This is a genomic window from Bacillus cereus group sp. BfR-BA-01310, from assembly GCF_022664325.1.
Taxonomy (GTDB): domain Bacteria; phylum Bacillota; class Bacilli; order Bacillales; family Bacillaceae_G; genus Bacillus_A; species Bacillus_A paramycoides.
The window spans coordinates 1-17069 of sequence record NZ_JAKUHD010000043.1 but is presented as its reverse complement, the minus strand read 5'-3'; the positions used below and the strand labels follow the sequence as shown (position 1 = coordinate 17069).

Sequence of the window (17069 nt, the reverse complement as noted above, 5' to 3'; positions counted from 1 at the left end):
CTTCTTCTTCTTCTTCGTCTTCGTCCTCGTCTTCTTCTTCGTCTTCGTCCTCTTCTTCTTCGTCTTCGTCCTCGTCTTCATCCTCTTCTTCTTCGTCTTCGTCCTCTTCTTCTTCGTCTTCTTCTTCTTCTTCTTCGGCTTCGTCTTCTTCGGCTTCGTCTTCCTCTTCTTCTTCGGCTGTAAAGATAACTTCTGTTTCATCAAGATATTGAATTTCAACCTCTACACCATTATGTGTGCCAGATTGAATCATTTCAGTTAGAGATTTTAGAACTTCCTGTATATCCTCATCCGAATTAACACTAAAACCATTCTCAACATCTAGTTTTATTTTTGCTCTTTTCACATCGGCCATTTACCTAACTCCTTCGATATAGATTTATATATACTATGTTGAAAGAATATGAAAAGCTTAATATATTTGCGGAATTTTCATTATTCGTTTTCCTTAGCGTTCTTTACTAATTTCGCTAGCCATGGACTTTTTGATGATTGATCGTGAGGAATAATTTTGACTTTTACTTTCGGCTTTTCTATTTCAGTTAAAATGACCTCATTTTGTTCCTGGTTTCGCCTTTCTAGCTCTATTACATTTTGAATCCCTTCATCATTTATTTCATCAATTTTTGTAGTTTTTGGCGGGATTTGCTTTTCTAGCACTATCAATCCATTTTTGGGTAACTCTACTGCTAGCCATGGACTTTTTAATGGTTGATCGTGAGGAATAATTTTGACTTTTACTTTCGGCTTTTCTATTTCAGTTAAAACGACCTCATCTTGTTCCTGGTTTCGCTCTTCTATTTCAGTTAAAATGATCTCATTTTGTTCCTGGTTTTGCTCTTCTAGCTCTATTACATTTTGAATCCCTTCATCATTTATTTCATCAATTTTTGTAGTTTTTGGTGGGATTTGCTTTTCTAGCTCTATCAATCCATTTTTGGGTAACTCTACTAATTCTATTTCTTTAATAATCACTAAATTCTCTAGTACAGAAGATTCATTTAGTACAACATTTTTTTGTTGCTCATACTCGGACAATTCCCATCCCATTGGTCCTGGTGGAGAAAACACAAATTTCTCTAAATCTAAAATAGGAATCACTATCTCTTCCAGTTCTGGCTTCATTTTATTTCCCCCCACTATTGCTCTTGATTTCGTGGTAAATATCAGAAAAATTTTGTAAAAATTCTTCCTTAGAATCTTCAAGTGCAATGATATTTTGCAATGCCCAAATATACTTTTCATCAGACCAAGAACGCTTTTGTCCTAAATAGTATTTATGTGCAATTGAACAGAATAAGTGAGGAAACGATAAATCGGTCCAAAGAACACGAAATTGTTTTTCTGTTAAGGAATTTTCCGAGTTATAGGCACTTAACATATGAATTGCTAAATTAGTATCCCAAACTGACATTTTTTTCATTACTTTATTTAAAATAATACGTAGGTCTCTCACGGGTAAATCACTTGTAATAGAATGTAGCTCTTTCATAAACATAGCATCATCTATTTCTGCAAATCTTGCCAAAGTAAAATCCTGCTGACAAAAACTTTTAGATGCAATAACTTCTTTTGTCCATTGGTCATAATATGGCTCATTTATTTCTTGTAATGCTTTCTTACCACGTGCTAACATTTTATCGGCGTACTCTAAAAACATAGTTGAAAACAAATCATTTGGAAAAGAGAGTGCAATCCTTTTGTTTCCTTCTAATTCTTGTAATTTCCATCTGAATAATTTATGCCATTTTCCTAATCGACTCCGTATTTTACTTTCCTGCATCGGAATATACCCTTCCGATGCTTGATGAAATTTCCCTGCATATATTAGTACCTTCTCTAATTGTTCTTTATTATAATAAATGACTTCTTTCCCTTGATGTTTATCATATAGTACATACGCATACTCATCAGATCCAATACAAAATCCCCCTCTTTTTGTTTGGTGAATTTTTGTAATCGGTAATCCATTTTGAAGGAGATGTAAATGGGCTCCAGCAATAAATAGCATCCTTTTTGGGTGCATATGTGCTTGTTTTAATATTTTTAATCCTTCTTCTGTTTCAACTTCCCAAATCGTTCTCCCACTTCTGCTTGACTGGAGAATGATATTACTTACTTCAAATGGATAAAAGCTAAGTACCTTTTTTAAATGTTCGCTCTCTAATCCAGTTGTTTCTTCCAATTTTCATCAGCCCCCTCTTAAATTCTATAAAATTTCCCCATACACTTTCATTAGATCCATGGCAACTCGGTTCCAACTAAATTCTTTTTCAACTTTCGCACGTCCATATTTCCCCATCTGTTTTCTGTTATTTTCGCTATTCAATAGATTAATTATTTTTTCTGCATATGCATCAGGATTCTCAAAGTCACTGACAATATATCCATTTTTCCCTTCTTCAATTACCTCAGGGTTACCACCTCGGTTACTTGTAATAATTGGCAATCCCGCTGCCATTGCTTCGTAATGTACCCTAGCAAGAGGCTCTTGCCACTGTGAAGAACAGACAAAAATATCTGACATAGCGTAAAGTGTTGAAATATCCTTCGGCTTAACAAACTTAATAAAGACTACATTTTCTGGAAACATTGCGCCTAAGGTATATAAATGTTTTACATAATTATTTACATTGTCATCTCCAAACCATTTTGAACCAATAAAAACCATTACAATGTCTGGATTTTTCTCAATGATTTTAGGAAGAGCTTGTAGCAAAACATGAGGACCTTTTACTTTGCTCAAGCGTCCAACAAACAAAACCACTTTTTTATTTTGTAAATTTAACAGTTTTTGTACATGATTTTTAACTTTTGTACCATTCACAGTCCATGAAGGATAATATTCATTTACATCTACACCAGAATATACTGTTTTTGTCTTAGGTTTTGCGGTTTGAAAGCGCGAGGTTATTGTTTTTCCTATATAATCACTAACTGTTACAATTTTGGAAACAGCTGCAATACATGCTTCGCCCTCTTTATCACTTATCTTTTCATATGCAAACATTTCATTATGCACACTTAACACAAATTTGGTCTGTGGTGCCGCCTCACGTAAAGTCGTAATCCAATTGGGACGATTACATAAATGAACCACATCATACTTTTCCTGTTTCAAATGTTTAATAATATAAGGCAGATATTCCTCTTCTGGAAAACGTATATACCTTACACCACCATTTTTTTCTTCTGGTTTTAAATTAGGATCTGTTATAGAAATAACTGTCACATTTTTTCCATTTGAAGCAATAATGGAAGCAACAGAATCTATATAAATTTGAATAGCTCCACCTCGTACAGCTGGCACAGGTAGCTTTTCAGTAGATATTATCGCAATTTTCACTTAATCTCCCCCCTGTTTCATAAAAATGCAATCCTCTTCATATATTACGAAGAAACCCTTATGTTTGTGAGTTATCAATTATTTTTCATTCTTTATAATTAAATTTGGTAAACATTACTTTTTCTTCTTAAAGGCAAATGGCTAGAACAAAAATGGCCATATACCATACAGTAATAAGAGAGTATAAAAGGATGGTGACATATTTGGAGAATCACAATGAAGATGCGGTATATACATTATCACCCGAAGAGGAGCAAAAATTAGTAGTATTGGCAGAGACAATGATTAAACATTGGGATATTGATGCGACTACAATCGAATTAGTACAAGGTGGACAACTGGCCTTAGTCTGGAAAATTCATACTACAGATGGACCATTTTGCTTGAAGAGAATTCATCGCCCTGAAAAAAAAGCCTTATTTTCCATTCATGCTCAAGATTATCTCGCCAAAAAAGGCATGCGTGTTCCAAGCATAATTCCAAGCAAACTGAATCAGTTATATACAAAACACGGTCCATTTTTATTTGTTGTTTATGAGTGGATTGAAGGAAGACCGTTTGAGCTTACAATGCAAGAAGATCTTGAAATGATTATGAAAGGTCTAGCGGATTTTCATGTAGCTTCTATTGGCTACAAACCGCCACCAGGCATACCTATCTTTACAAAGCTGGGACGTTGGCCCAATCATTACATTAAAAGATTTCAGCAGATGGAAATTTGGAAAACTTTATCCACAACTATGCCGGATGACCCATTTTCACAATTTTACTTAGCTGAAATTGATGCTTTCATTTTAGAAGCAAAACATACACACCAAAGACTATTGGAATCTGAATATACAAAATGGACTGATGAATTACAAACATTCCCCAATTTATGTCATCAAGATTATGGAACAGGAAATTCCTTACTAGATCCAAGTAATCAAATTTGGGTAATTGATTTAGATACAGTTTCTTTCGATCTCCCCATTCGAGACTTGCGTAAAATGATTATTCCTTTACTAGATACAACTGGTGTTTGGGACGAAAACCAATTTCAAATTATGATTAACGCATATGAGTCAGTTTCCCCTTTAACAGCCGAGCAAAAGAAAATCATGTTTATTGATATGCTATTTCCTTACGAATTATATGATGTAATTCGTGAAAGATACGTCAGAAAATCGCCAATGCTTGCTGACGAACTTGCTGGAGCTATGGAATATGAAAGGATAAAGTCAAAAGCTTTAAATATATTAATAGATGAATTTTAACGAACTTCAGCCAGAATTCTCCTTCCTCCACGCGCAGCGTAGGTGGGAGATGAATGGCCCGACCTAACAAAAATACTTCTGAGTGGTAAAGTATCGTAAAATTTGTTTATATTAGAGTTATTAGAATAAACATTCGGAGGGGACGGCATAATGAAATTGAACTCCAGGTTTGAAATCCATCCTACAGAAGAACAACAACTTACATTAGAGAGATGGATTTCCATTTGTCGTCAGCAATATAACTCCGCTTTGCTAGATAAACAACGATATTATAAACAAAACAAAAAAGACTTAACACGGTATGAATTACAAGATCAGCAAAAACTTGATAAAAAGATATATCATTTCTTAAAAGAGGTTCCTTCGCAGCCTCTTCAGGAAGTGTTTGCGCGGTTGTAAAAAGCCTATAAAAAGTTCTTTAAAAAGGATGCTGGCTATCCAAAAAGGAAAAGTTTTAAAGAATATCGCTCTATTACTCTTACTCAATTTGGTATGTTCAAATATAAAAAGAAGGATGGTTCGTTTGGTACAAGCCGTCGTATGTGTTCTCTCACAAAAGGCGGTAAACTTCTTATCTCGAAATTAGGGGTCATTGATATCAAATGGCACCGTAAATTAGATGGCCGCGTTAAACAAGTTGTCATAAAGCATCAAGGGAACCGTTGGTTTGCGACTTTTTGTGTTGAAAAACACGTAAACCAAGGTTCTATTTGTGATGCAAATAAAATAACTGGTCTTGATGTAGGCATCAAAAAATTTGCGATTCTATCTAATGGAGAAGAAATTCAAAATCCTACGTTCCTACGCAAAGAAGAGCGTAAATTAAAACGTGCGCAACGTAAACATTCAAAAATGAAAAAAAGTTCGAAGAACTGGTACAAGCAAGTAGCCAAAGTACAACAAATTCATACGAAGATAGCGAATCAACGTAAGGATTTCTTGCACAAACTAAGCTTCAGATTAACCAACAGCTAGGGTGTAATTTGTATAGAAGACCTAAAAATCAAAAATATGGTACGTAACCGTCACCTACCAAAATCCATCCACAATGCAGCGATTAACATTGAAAAAGCCGGCTTAACGCAAATTGCGTATCAGCCAGCTTATTAAATGTACATAACATCTATATAACTGTAGGGCAAGGTCTTGTCCGAACAGTATAATCTACGCCTGTGGAGAGCGTGTAAGACCGGATCTCGTAAGGGATAGGCAATGCTTGTAGAATCCGGAATCCCCCACTTCAAGCGGTGATAACCGGTAAGTGGGGGGGAGTTCACTAGAGACATTTAACTTACACAGGCTGTACAATTCCAAACAAATTATGTACAAACCAACTTTATTTTTGATGGAGTAGCTATTCCTGATTATGGAAGATATATTCAACAAAAATCCTTAAGTGCCCTTGAAAGATTATGAGTATGAAATAAATAGCAATGCTTTTCCTTTTCACATGGCACAGCTCTATTTCGGAATACATGTCCCTCTGAAAAGGAGTTGGTAGAATAGCCCCTTCAATATAGTATGTTTAACAATTCCTTATGTGCAAATAAAAAGAGCATCCACAATTGTTGGATGCTCTTATATATAAAGTGGCTTCCCCCACACTCCAGTATATGCTTGTCATTCTCAAAGGGTGTAAACAAAAAGACACCTTATTCAGGCGCCTTCTCAAAATATAAGGGGGAGCTCTAACGTACAGATTAACACTTCCCGATGTCACTGCTATTATATGCTTGATACATTTTCGATTTAATTTTGCTATATAATATAATTAAAAATCATTCGTTGCCCTATTGTTTTTTACATTTTAACGAGAAAACTATTCTACATCACCAATTGCTTGAATAGACTCAAGTCTAACATTAATTTTGTTCGGAAAACCTATAATATTACCAGTTGAATTACTTGCTACTTCTATATTTGATCCAATAACAGTAACTAAATTTCGACTCACATTCATTATAAAACCTTTAATATGAATTCCTTCTAAAAACAATACAGTACGTAAATGAAGCAACTGATAGGCATATAAAAGTTCTCTAATCTCATTTGTTAATTCTGCAAAATTATTACTAGAACTATTCACTACTGAATGAGAAGAAGCAGCTCCCTTTAATTCTAAAGAGGTGTTAGAGGACATTTTTGATTCTAATAAAACATCAGAAGATTTTTCCGATTCTAATAAAGCATCAGAAGATTTTTCTGATTCTAATAAAGCATCAGAAGATTTTTCTGATTCTAATAAAACATCAGAAGATTTTTCTGATTCTAATAAAGCATCAGAAGATTTTTCTGATTCTAATAAAACATCAGAAGATTTTTCTGATTCTAATAAAGTATCATAATTCCTTCCTGATTTAAATGGAGCGATAAGAGGAATCGGATTTATATCAAACAATCTAAATTTACGTTTACCATTATCAGAATTAAAACAAAACTGACACACCTATACCCCTCCTATAATAAGTATGTATTATATAGTAAACACATTATACAAAAATGTACTGGGTATTTATAATACCCAGTACATTTTTTAATTTATTATGCTCCTCGATCATCACTTACCGCTAAAATGCTACTAATCATAACACTAATTTGGTTTGGATTTTCAAGAGCCCCACCATTTGCATTACTTTCTACTTCAACGCCTTTACGAAGAGTAACGAAATCTGTTCCAATTTGTGTAATAAAGCCTTCTACGTGGAATGATGGTAAAAATAATACAACTCTCGCCCCAACCAATTGAAATGCTTGCAACAGAGTTAGAATTTCATTATTATCCATTCTCTATCATCTTCCTTTACTTCTAATTTTGACACCTAACAATGTAATTCTATTAAATTAACTTATTATTAGTTATCAAAATAGAATATGTTCGAGCATAAGAATTGAAATAGACAAGTTGGCAAATTTTTTCAGTAACATTTTATTAGGATATAATGTTTAAGGGATAATACATAAAAAGATCCTTATTAAACAAATTTCATAATTAAATAAAAAATCCACACTTAACTAGACTCATATACGCACACCATCCTTTCTAGACGAGCATAAAATGTACTAACGAACGAAAGGGGGTAATATTATGGGTTTTGGTGGAGGTTGTGATTTCGACAGATGTGATGATCGGAGAGATCATCACAGAAAAGAAGAAAATCATAGACATGAGAATAATAATCCAGAATTATTACAATTCTTAAGAACATTAACTCCTGGTACTTGTATTGTTATTCAATATGATCGTCAACCGCCTACAAGTGCAACATTCCAAGGTTTTCAAGGAAACAACGTCATTATTTTATCTGACTTTGATTGTTTCCCAGGATTAGCACGTATTGCGGTTAATAGAATTAACGTAATCTCTATAAATTCACCTGATTGTGATCGTTTCTGTTGCAAACGTCGCAGACATTGCAGAGAATGTGATGAGCATGAGCATAAACATGAACGCGAACATGATCGTAGAGATGATTTTTAAAAATTAATTAATAGAAAAATCTTTCCTTTAATTTATAAGCCAACTTGCAAGAAAAACACCTAACTGAACATAAATAACAAACCATTTTATATATCGGACATATACTATTGTAAGGTCGGCATCCAAATGACCCAAATAAATACCCATGCCAAGAAATAAAACTACAAAGTATTTCTTGGCACCTTCTACATAAAATATTAACAACAATAAATTTAATAAAAAAAGAGCACCCATGGCAGTGGGTGCTCTTTTTTTGATAAGGAGTTTTAACTGTGTATCAAAATAGAATAGAAATGGTTGAACTCGTCCTACATTTTAATATATGCTTATTCTTCCCGGAAGGTGAAAAACAAAAAGGACACCTTAATTAGGTGTCCTTTCGGGATGTAAGGGGTAACTACATGTTAGAAAAGCCTTTCTGTATCATTGTATGATTATCAATTCTCGTTATAACTAAAATAGGTTTTAAATACATTTATTGTGTAAACTTTCAGGAGCGAATCTCACTGCGACTGCGCTAACCTATCGTTTGAAGTCCCTAGATTTCTTTGGATTATACATATGAACTTTTTCATTTATAGTTGTTGCTCTTGGTCTGCCATGTGCGACAGGTTCAGTTAGTATTGTGAATTTAATCATTAAGACTAATAACCTCACTTTCTTCTAAAAGGATTATTTTATTAGGCTTTCAAACAACCTTCATTTTTAATTTTTCAAATCCAGTTGAACATCTAGACTCATAAACCATATGTCAATTTAAATACTTCCTAAAAAAGTAGGTGAAAGTAATGCCATCTGTTATTGGAAATCTGGTTGTACAAAATAGTAACGGTTCTTTCAACTTAGGTGATTTTTATAACGTTTCTCCAAAAGAAAATACAAAAGCTTATAATGGTTCAGGTGCATCAAATGTTGCTTTTATTGCCAATACCTTTAGCTGTGTTAGTGCAACAAACACATTCGATTCTGATGTTGCAGACCAAAGCCAAGTTGGAACAGCCTAAAATTATTCATCCTTTTCACTTCTGAATAAAATTCCAAATCCTGTCCTTACTTTAGATAAGCCACGATAGCTTGAATCCATTTTTGTGAGTACTTACTCTATGACCCTCTCCTTGAGGCCGAGCAGTTAGCTTTTACTAACTGCTCTTTAATTGGTAACATTACAGATTGTAACAATAATGATTACGTCTTATCATATAAAGGCTCAAATAAATCGAGCTATTATACCCATTCCCCTAGGAAACTAGGGTTTTGGTTTGCTTGAACTACTTACCATACTGTGTGGAATAGAAAAATACAAGGGTTACATAGTACACCACAAGTCACACTGGAATATATTGAAATAAACAAAGAAAAAAAGATGCTATATTAGACAACTTTATCTTTAAATAAAAAATCCACACTTAACTAGACTCATATACGCACACCATCCTTTCTAGACGAGCATAAGATGTACTAACGAACGAAAGGGGGTAATATTATGGGTTTTGGTTTTGGTGGAGGTTGTGATTTCGATAGATGTCATCATCGAAGAGAAGATCATCGAAAAGAAGAGCATCGAAGAGAAGAGCATAATCCTGAGTTACGACAATTTTTAAGAACATTAACTCCCGGCACTTGCATTGTTATTCAATTTGATTCTCAACCACCTACAAGTGCAACATTTCAAGGCTTCCAAGGAAACGACGTAATTATTCTATCTGACTTTGATTGTTTCCCAGGATTAGCACGTATTGCGATTAGAAAAATTAACGTAGTCTCTATAAATTCACCTGATTGTGATCGTTTCTGTTGCAAACGTCGTAGACATTGCAGAGAATGTGATGAGCATAAACATGAACGCGAACATGATCGTAGAGATGATTTTTAAAAATTAATTAATAGAAAAATCTTTCCTTTAATTTATAAGCCAATTTGCAAGAAAAACACCTATTAAAAAATAGGTGTTTTTCTTTTCTAAATTTTACCCAACTGAACATGAATAACAAACCATTTCATATAGCAGACATATACTATTGTAAAGTCGGCATCCAAAAGACCCAAATAAATACCCATGCCAAGAAATAAAACTACACAGTATTTCTTGTCACCTTCTACATAAAATATTAACAACAATAAATTTATTAAAAATATACAAGCCAATTACCAAATCATTCATATTCTATAATTAAGGATTAATAGATCCTATACCACCAACCCATAAAGTTACCTACGTACATTTAAATGTCCAAATGTACAAATGTACAAACCTAATTAAAAATCTACACATATAATGTACCCTACCTTTCTATTATCTTATTAAAGGAATTTATTTTTATATAAATTCCTTCTTTTTTAAGCATTTAAATACTTAATTTAATCTACATAACATAATCAATCCCAAAATAATTAATACAATAATCCTTAAAAAAATAAGATAAGAGCCCTCTCCTCTTATCTTTTACTGGTATTTATTTAAAATACTATTAAACTACTCGTCGGACACTAATAACATCTAGACTTGTCACATTAATATTCGCACCAGCATCAACCCAAATAAGAAATCCATCCTCTACACGAATAAAGACCCCTGTTCCATTGATCTGATCTCCAGCGGAAAAAACATTAATTCTGTCGCCTTCTCGTAAACCATCTAATCTTCTTCGTCCTTCAAAATTACCCACTTCTCTCACCTCCTCACATTCTCTTCTTCTTCTTCGGTTTTTTCTATTACGTTCATCACATTCACATTATTTAAAATACTATTAAACTACTCGTCGGACACTAATAACATCTAGACTTGTCACATTAATGTTCGCACCAGCATCAACCCAAATAAGAAATCCATCCTCTACACGAATAAAGACCCCTGTTCCATCAATCTGATCTCCACCGGAAAAAACATTAATTCTGTCGCCTTCTCGTATACCATCTAATCTTCTCCGTCCTTCAAAATTACCCATTTTTCTCACCTCCTCACATTCTCTTCTTCTTCTTCGGTTTCTATTACGTTCATCACATTCACATTATTTAAAATACTATTAACGTACTCGTCGGACACTAATAACATCTAGGCTTGTCACGTTAATGTTCGCACCAGCATCAACCCAAATAAGAAATCCATCCTCTACACGAATAAAGACCCCTGTTCCATCAATCTGATCTCCACCGGAAAAAACATTAATTTTGTCGCCTTCTCGTATACCATCTAATCTTCTTCGTCTTTCAAAATTACCCACTTCTCTTACCTCCTCACATTCTCTTCTTCTTCTTCTTCGGTTTCTATTACACTCATCACATTCACATCTACGTTCAAAAGACATTTAACATAACCCCTTTTTCCTAAAAATTTATTTACACCATATTTTATGAAAAAAGTAAATTAATTGATTAGACTTTTTTCCTCTATCAAACATCCAATTAACTAATTTATAAAAAAAAATTACTAATTTCAACAATTGTACAAGCCATTTTTTATTACTTACATAGATTAACAATGAGATGATAATCATCTTACTATACTCCAAAACCCTAAATTACCTGTTCGGTAACTATCTTTAAAAAACAGAAAAAAGGACAGTTTTTCAACTGTCCTTTTTTCTTATTTGTAAATATCTATTTTAAAAATTAAACACCCCTTACTAATAAATACATACATTATATAGTGCTCCAACACACTACTAAAAAACACTCCACTAACAAAAAAAGAACTTATTTTCTATCTGTCAAGAATTTAAGTTCTTTTTTAATCATTTAATATCCTGTTATTTTTATAATAAGATATAATTTTCTTTCCTTGATTCTTCTCCTCTTCGATGGGCTAATTGGTATCCTGGTGGATTCCGAAGATGTTTTTTCTTTTTACGCTTCATCCCATTAATCTCTTGTTTAATCCACCCACGTAAAGATCTAGAAACTTTTTGATCAGTTGCTAATTGTCTTAATTTGGTACTTCCGCCTGCTCTTCCTGCATTTTTAACTACGGCCTTGGCAGCTTTAACTCTACCTCCACCAACCATACCTAAGGTTCCAGCTATTAAGATTTGTTTTCTACTCGCACCAGACTTATAAGCTTTATACGCATACTTATCAGGGTTTATTAAGTTAATTTAATCAAACTTTATTCCAAGGCTACAAATATATCAAAGACTGTTTTCTTCTCATAGCGATGAGACTTTCGCCCGTTTTTATGCAAGAGATTGAACAAACGAAGGAAGATTTTTAATAGTTCTTGGGCATTTTGTTGTAGAGATTGAAATATAAATAGTAATCCTTAATGATTTAGATTGCTTTATATTCACTTAGTTCTCGCTTCTTTTTGTTGAGGAGTAATTGGCGCATTTTGTACACAGTAGAAGAATAAAATTGTTGGTGAAGTAAATGTGCTAAAAGTTGTTATAAAAACTGAACAGCCTGAGAATTAACGCATTGATTGAGTCCTTCTGGGCTCATAGAAATACCTGTGTTAGCTTCTAATCAACTACATAATTGTGTCAATGAAGTATGAACTATGTTTTGACTTAACCAAATACATAGGGCCACTAAGTCTTGTGCACGGTATTTATTTTTTCGTTTCACAAATCCTGTATTTCTAGCTAATTGCTCTAAAACATCAGGTGACATACATCGTTGCAATTCTTTAGAAAACAATTCTAATTCATCAAAAGCTGATAATTAGTAATAATTAATAGTCCAATAATCCCACTTATGTAAGCAAAAAATCCCTTCAGATCTACTGAAGAAATTTTTAAAGATTTTATGCTACACAGAAAACACCCTTTCAGTCTAAAATTATTTTCTAAGATTATCACCCTTAGTTTAACAGTAGCTTTTATCAACAAACGGATGCATTAATAAATAGGATATGTGGATTAAATACCCTCTACAATTGATGGACATGGTATGTAAATATTTTCTTGCTATTGGAGGGATTTCCTAATGGTTGATAACATACAACAACTTATTCAAGAACATAGACAATTTTTTCATCATGATCATACAAGAGGTCTTCAATTCCGGCTTGAACAGTTAGAAAAGTTAAAAAATTCCATTCAAAAATATGAAAATCAAGTGCTAAGCGCATTATATCAAGATTTACACAAAAGCGAGTTTGAAGCATACGCTGCAGAAGTTGGTTTCGCATTTAACAGTATCAATTTTATAATGAAATACCTAAAACAATGGATGAAACCTCAAAAAGTAAAAACACCTATTCATTTTGCCCCATCCAAAAGCTACATAATAAAGGAGCCATATGGTACCGTGCTAATTATTGGACCTTTTAATTATCCATTCCAATCATTAATTGAACCTCTCATTGGGGCAATTGCGGCAGGAAATTGTGTAGTTCTCAAGCCTTCAGAAAATGCACCAAATGTTTCAGCTGTAATTAACAAAATAATAAGTGAAACGTTTGATAAGCAATACATTCGTGTAATTGAAGGAGGCAGGGAAACAACTTCTTTATTGATTCATGCACCATTTGACCATATCTTTTTTACTGGTAGCGTTCAAGTTGGAAAAATTGTCATGGAAGCTGCGGCGAAAAATCTTGTACCAGTAACATTAGAACTTGGTGGAAAAGGACCAGCTATTGTCGATGAAACTGCTAACCTCGATATAGCAGCCAAGCGCATTATCTGGGGAAAATTCATAAATGCTGGGCAATCCTGTATTGCACCTGATTATGTTATTGTACACAAATCTGTCAAGGTAAAACTGATTTCGAAAATGAAAGAAATCATTACAAACTTTTATGGATCGGATGTATTAAAAAGCAATGATTACGGTCGAATTGTTAATGAGAGACAATTCGATAGACTTATTTCTATATTAGAGCAAGACAAAAATTATATAGTATTTGGTGGAAATTCATCTAGAAGCCATTTATATATTGAACCAACACTTCTTGAAGTAAAATCATGGGATGATGCAGCTATGAAAGAAGAAATTTTCGGACCGATTTTACCAATTATGGATTACAATGATTTAGATGAAGTCATTCATACGGTTAACAACCATCCCAAACCGTTAGCTTTGTATGTGTTTACTGAAAATAAAAATGTTGAAAAGCAGGTATTAGGACGAATTTCTTTTGGAGGAGGATGCGTCAACGATACAATGTCGCATATGGCTAATCTCCACTTACCTTTTGGTGGAGTAGGAAATGCAGGATTCGGCGCCTATCATGGGAAACATAGTTTTGATGCTTTTACACATCGTAAAAGCATTTTAAAGAAAAGCTCAAGGATAGATTTAGGGTTTGTATTTCCACCGTATAGGAACAAAATTAAAATTTTGCGAAAGATTTTTAAGTAATACGATTTGTTAAACATTAATGTTGATTAGATTATTTCGGTTAATCTTTTTTATAAATGGTTACACTTTTTTCAAAACGGTGCGACTTTGTTTTAAATCTACAGGGGATTCCTAAGTGCGGAAACCTAACGCTTTCTAATTGATTAGGCTATCCCCGTAGTTCCTACGGTTAGAAGACGGATTGCTGCATTTCGATCTCTATCGTGATGTGCGCCACAAGAAGGGCAATCCCACTCACGAATTGTTAGATTTTTAACGTCTGTGTTTTTGTATTCGCAATTGAAATATAATTGACTAGGAGCAAATGTTTTAAAGAGTAAGTTTTAATCAATCTTTTTTTAAAACGTGCTCTTCATACTTGTTTTTACATCAATGTTAAAAAGGAATTATGGTGATGCCGCATGTTGAATTGCTGAGTCCTAACTCTCATGTTGCAAAAGTTCTTTGAAGATGAGAGGGATTTTCATGGTCATGGAAACGTGGAATAAAAAGCGTAGTATCGATTATAAGGAAAGAATTATATCTGTTTATAAATATAAAAGGAAATTAAATTCTTGACAGATAGAAAATAAGGCCTTTTTTTGTTAGTGGAGTGTTTTTTAGTAGTGTGTTGGAGCTCTATATAATATATGTATTTATTAGTAAGATGTATTTGATTTTTAATATATATATTTGCAAATAATAAAAAAAGGACAGTTAAAAAACTGCCCTTTTTTCTATCTTTTAAAGATAGTTTCCGAACGGGTAATTTAGGGTTTTGGGGTATGGTAAGATGATTATCATCTCATTGTTAATCTATGTAAGTAATAAAAAATGGCTTGTACAATTGCTGAAATTAATAATTTTTTTTTTATAAATTAGTTAATTGGACATTTGATAGAGGAAGGAAATCTAACCAATCCATTAATTTCTTTCATATAAGTTAAGTAAAATTTAGAAAAGAAAAACACCTATTTTTTAATAGGTGTTTTTCTTGCAAATTGGCTTATAAATTAAAGGAAAGATTTTTCTATTAATTAATTTTTAAAAATCATCTCTACGATCATGTTCGCGTTCATGTTTATGCTCATCACATTCTCTGCAATGTCTACGACGTTTGCAACAGAAACGATCACAATCAGGTGAGTTTATAGAGACTACGTTAATTTTGTTAATCGCAATACGTGCTAATCCCGGGAAACAATCAAAGTCAGATAGAATAATTACGTTGTTTCCTTGAAAACCTTGAAATGTTGCACTTGTAGGTCGTTGAGAATCAAATTGAATAACAATACAAGTACCAGGAGTTAATGTTCTTAAAAATTGTCGTAACTCAGGATTATGCTCTTCTCTTCGATGCTCTTCTTTTCGATGATCTTCTCTTCGATGATCTTCTCTTCGATGATCTTCTCTTCGATGATGACATCTATCGAAATCACAACCTCCACCAAAACCTCCACCAAAACCAAAACCCATAATATTACCCCCTTTCGTTCGTTAGTACATCTTATGCTCGTCTAGAAAGGATGGTGTGCGTATATGAGTCTAGTTAAGTGTGGATTTTTATTTAAAAATAAAAGTTGTGGGTTCTGGTGCAAAAAACCTATAAAACTTGGACATACTGATATTACTACTCTAGAAAAAGGTGTGTGATCAGTATGAAAAAGGAAAATTTGTTCAAATGAAAGCATTCTCAGCCCAAACAAATGTACCATGATTCATCTGACTCTCCCTTCTATATAATTAACGTTTGAAAACGTAAAATGTATACAAACTTTGTAAAAAAATTAAAATAAAGTACATCAATGTATGATGTATAATACATATTTTCTATATAATTACATTTAACATAACACCACTTAGCGGAAGTCAATCTATCTAGAAGCATAGAAGAGTTACTTCAAATCTTCTGAAGAGAATATTCGTTCACATAATCACCGTTATCAGTAGTTAGTCTGCCTAATTATAAAGGAGAATAAGCTCCTTTATTTTCTTTAAGCATATCATGTAAAAGAATATGAAATATTTATAAAAAGTAGGTGACAACATGACATTCGATTCTCACCGTATTATAGGTTTCCCTGGAATGGGTATGGGCGGTTTCCCTGGAATGGGTATGGGCGGTTTCCCTAGAATGGATATACCAGTTAGCTATAACCATCATTTCTAATACTTTATATTTGAATGTAGATGACAATAGATAAGATTAACCCTTGCATCAATCCGTTAGGGGCATCTTACCTATTGCCATCTATTAACTTGTACCACCTTTCTTACATAACATCACTTATTCATAGCAAACCAACAGGAACTAGAGCTATATCTGGTTCTGGTGCAAAAAATCTATAAAACTTGAACATACTGATATTACTACTCTAGAAAAAGGTGTCTCTTTTACGAACTTACGATCCAAGCAAACTTGAAATCCTGTATAAATTGTTGTGTAGGGAATCCCACTTTTCTTAGCAAGATCCATAATTTGAAATTCACGTGGTAGCATTCCAATATCATTACATTCAAAGTGAAGCATGATATAGGTAGCTAAAGCTGAAGATGATAACTCTTTTCGTTCATTTTCAAGCTTGGTGATGTTAAATAGACCATCAAAAAACTTAACCCCATGAATATTAAAATTCTGTTTGGAAAATTTCATGTGTGTATTCACAGTTTTCTTTTACTCCCCTCCAAAAAATACAAAAAAGACATACCA

14 protein-coding genes and 9 pseudogenes are annotated in these 17069 nt (G+C 33.2%); 8 read left to right on the top strand and 15 right to left on the bottom strand.

All coding sequences use genetic code 11. The features are described from left to right. From MR109_RS28385 to MR109_RS28370, 4 genes and pseudogenes are all read right to left on the bottom strand, one after another. A pseudogene (locus MR109_RS28385) lies at positions 1-355 on the bottom strand (AAA family ATPase); the annotation flags it as partial. Between the two features lie 80 nt (positions 356-435). Next, positions 436-1125, bottom strand: coding sequence for a hypothetical protein (locus tag MR109_RS28380; RefSeq protein WP_098791279.1), 690 nt, complete (start codon positions 1123-1125; stop codon positions 436-438). A 1-nt stretch (position 1126) separates the two neighbouring features. After that, positions 1127-2185, bottom strand: a complete 1059-nt coding sequence (gene cotS / locus MR109_RS28375; protein ID WP_048374826.1) for a spore coat putative kinase CotS — start codon at positions 2183-2185, stop codon at positions 1127-1129. A gap of 24 nt (positions 2186-2209) precedes the next feature. Beyond that, a complete protein-coding gene (locus tag MR109_RS28370; protein ID WP_242274713.1) occupies positions 2210-3346 on the bottom strand; it encodes a glycosyltransferase family 4 protein in 1137 nt (378 codons plus the stop codon). 152 nt (positions 3347-3498) lie between these two features. Here MR109_RS28370 and MR109_RS28365 point away from each other — a divergent pair, with 152 nt between their 5' ends. The 3 genes and pseudogenes from MR109_RS28365 to MR109_RS28355 form a co-directional block, all read left to right on the top strand. Further along, a complete protein-coding gene (locus tag MR109_RS28365; RefSeq protein WP_277931128.1) occupies positions 3499-4602 on the top strand; it encodes a CotS family spore coat protein in 1104 nt (367 codons plus the stop codon). Between the two features lie 150 nt (positions 4603-4752). Further along, entirely contained in the window at positions 4753-5001 is a 249-nt protein-coding gene (locus MR109_RS28360) for a helix-turn-helix domain-containing protein (RefSeq protein ID WP_242274711.1), read from the top strand. Positions 5002-5013: 12 nt separating this feature from the next. Further along, positions 5014-5577, top strand: a pseudogene (locus tag MR109_RS28355) (RNA-guided endonuclease InsQ/TnpB family protein); the annotation flags it as partial. Between the two features lie 844 nt (positions 5578-6421). On the opposite strand, the pseudogene MR109_RS28350 reads toward MR109_RS28355, so the two are convergent. Both MR109_RS28350 and MR109_RS28345 read right to left on the bottom strand, forming a co-directional pair. Then, positions 6422-6793: pseudogene (locus MR109_RS28350) on the bottom strand (hypothetical protein); the annotation flags it as partial. 350 nt (positions 6794-7143) lie between these two features. Continuing rightward, the gene (locus MR109_RS28345; RefSeq protein WP_025151166.1) at positions 7144-7386 is read right to left on the bottom strand and encodes a hypothetical protein; all 243 of its coding nucleotides are present in this window, start codon (positions 7384-7386) and stop codon (positions 7144-7146) included. Positions 7387-7687: 301 nt separating this feature from the next. Between MR109_RS28345 and MR109_RS28340 the strand changes: the two genes are divergently transcribed. The 3 genes from MR109_RS28340 (at position 7688) to MR109_RS28330 (ending at position 9953) form a co-directional block, all read left to right on the top strand. Next, entirely contained in the window at positions 7688-8080 is a 393-nt protein-coding gene (locus tag MR109_RS28340) for a hypothetical protein (RefSeq protein ID WP_242274710.1), read from the top strand. A gap of 788 nt (positions 8081-8868) precedes the next feature. Further along, positions 8869-9084: a spore germination protein gene (locus tag MR109_RS28335; protein ID WP_242274709.1), complete on the top strand. Its 216-nt coding sequence runs from the start codon at positions 8869-8871 to the stop codon at positions 9082-9084. Positions 9085-9563: 479 nt separating this feature from the next. After that, the gene (locus MR109_RS28330) at positions 9564-9953 is read left to right on the top strand and encodes a hypothetical protein (protein WP_242274708.1); all 390 of its coding nucleotides are present in this window, start codon (positions 9564-9566) and stop codon (positions 9951-9953) included. A 595-nt stretch (positions 9954-10548) separates the two neighbouring features. On the opposite strand, the pseudogene MR109_RS28325 reads toward MR109_RS28330, so the two are convergent. The 6 genes and pseudogenes from MR109_RS28325 to MR109_RS30495 all read right to left on the bottom strand — a co-directional run. Next, a pseudogene (locus tag MR109_RS28325) lies at positions 10549-10812 on the bottom strand (hypothetical protein); the annotation flags it as partial. A gap of 15 nt (positions 10813-10827) precedes the next feature. Continuing rightward, positions 10828-11088: pseudogene (locus tag MR109_RS28320) on the bottom strand (hypothetical protein); the annotation flags it as partial. 15 nt (positions 11089-11103) lie between these two features. Continuing rightward, the gene (locus tag MR109_RS28315; RefSeq protein WP_082147994.1) at positions 11104-11385 is read right to left on the bottom strand and encodes a hypothetical protein; all 282 of its coding nucleotides are present in this window, start codon (positions 11383-11385) and stop codon (positions 11104-11106) included. A gap of 447 nt (positions 11386-11832) precedes the next feature. Next, on the bottom strand, positions 11833-12081 hold the full coding sequence (locus tag MR109_RS28310; protein WP_242274707.1) for a polymorphic toxin type 8 domain-containing protein: 249 nt from the start codon (positions 12079-12081) through the stop codon (positions 11833-11835). Between the two features lie 101 nt (positions 12082-12182). Further along, positions 12183-12457 (bottom strand): annotated as a pseudogene (locus MR109_RS30500) (IS4 family transposase); the annotation flags it as partial. A gap of 3 nt (positions 12458-12460) precedes the next feature. Next, a pseudogene (locus MR109_RS30495) lies at positions 12461-12685 on the bottom strand (IS4 family transposase); the annotation flags it as partial. Between the two features lie 315 nt (positions 12686-13000). Here MR109_RS30495 and MR109_RS28300 point away from each other — a divergent pair. Continuing rightward, positions 13001-14380 (top strand): aldehyde dehydrogenase, encoded by a 1380-nt coding sequence (locus MR109_RS28300; RefSeq protein ID WP_242274706.1) that lies wholly within the window; start codon positions 13001-13003, stop codon positions 14378-14380. 143 nt (positions 14381-14523) lie between these two features. Here the strand turns inward: MR109_RS28300 and MR109_RS28295 are convergent. Together MR109_RS28295 and MR109_RS28290 are read right to left on the bottom strand one after the other, a co-directional pair. Then, a pseudogene (locus MR109_RS28295) lies at positions 14524-14700 on the bottom strand (zinc ribbon domain-containing protein); the annotation flags it as partial. A gap of 703 nt (positions 14701-15403) precedes the next feature. Further along, complete coding sequence (locus MR109_RS28290; RefSeq protein WP_242274705.1) at positions 15404-15835, bottom strand: hypothetical protein; 432 nt, start codon at positions 15833-15835, stop codon at positions 15404-15406. Positions 15836-16406: 571 nt separating this feature from the next. Between MR109_RS28290 and MR109_RS30155 the strand changes: the two genes are divergently transcribed. Then, positions 16407-16529: a hypothetical protein gene (locus tag MR109_RS30155; RefSeq protein WP_257145228.1), complete on the top strand. Its 123-nt coding sequence runs from the start codon at positions 16407-16409 to the stop codon at positions 16527-16529. Positions 16530-16742: 213 nt separating this feature from the next. Here the strand turns inward: MR109_RS30155 and MR109_RS28285 are convergent. Beyond that, positions 16743-17024: pseudogene (locus MR109_RS28285) on the bottom strand (hypothetical protein); the annotation flags it as partial. Positions 17025-17069 lie beyond the last annotated feature (45 nt).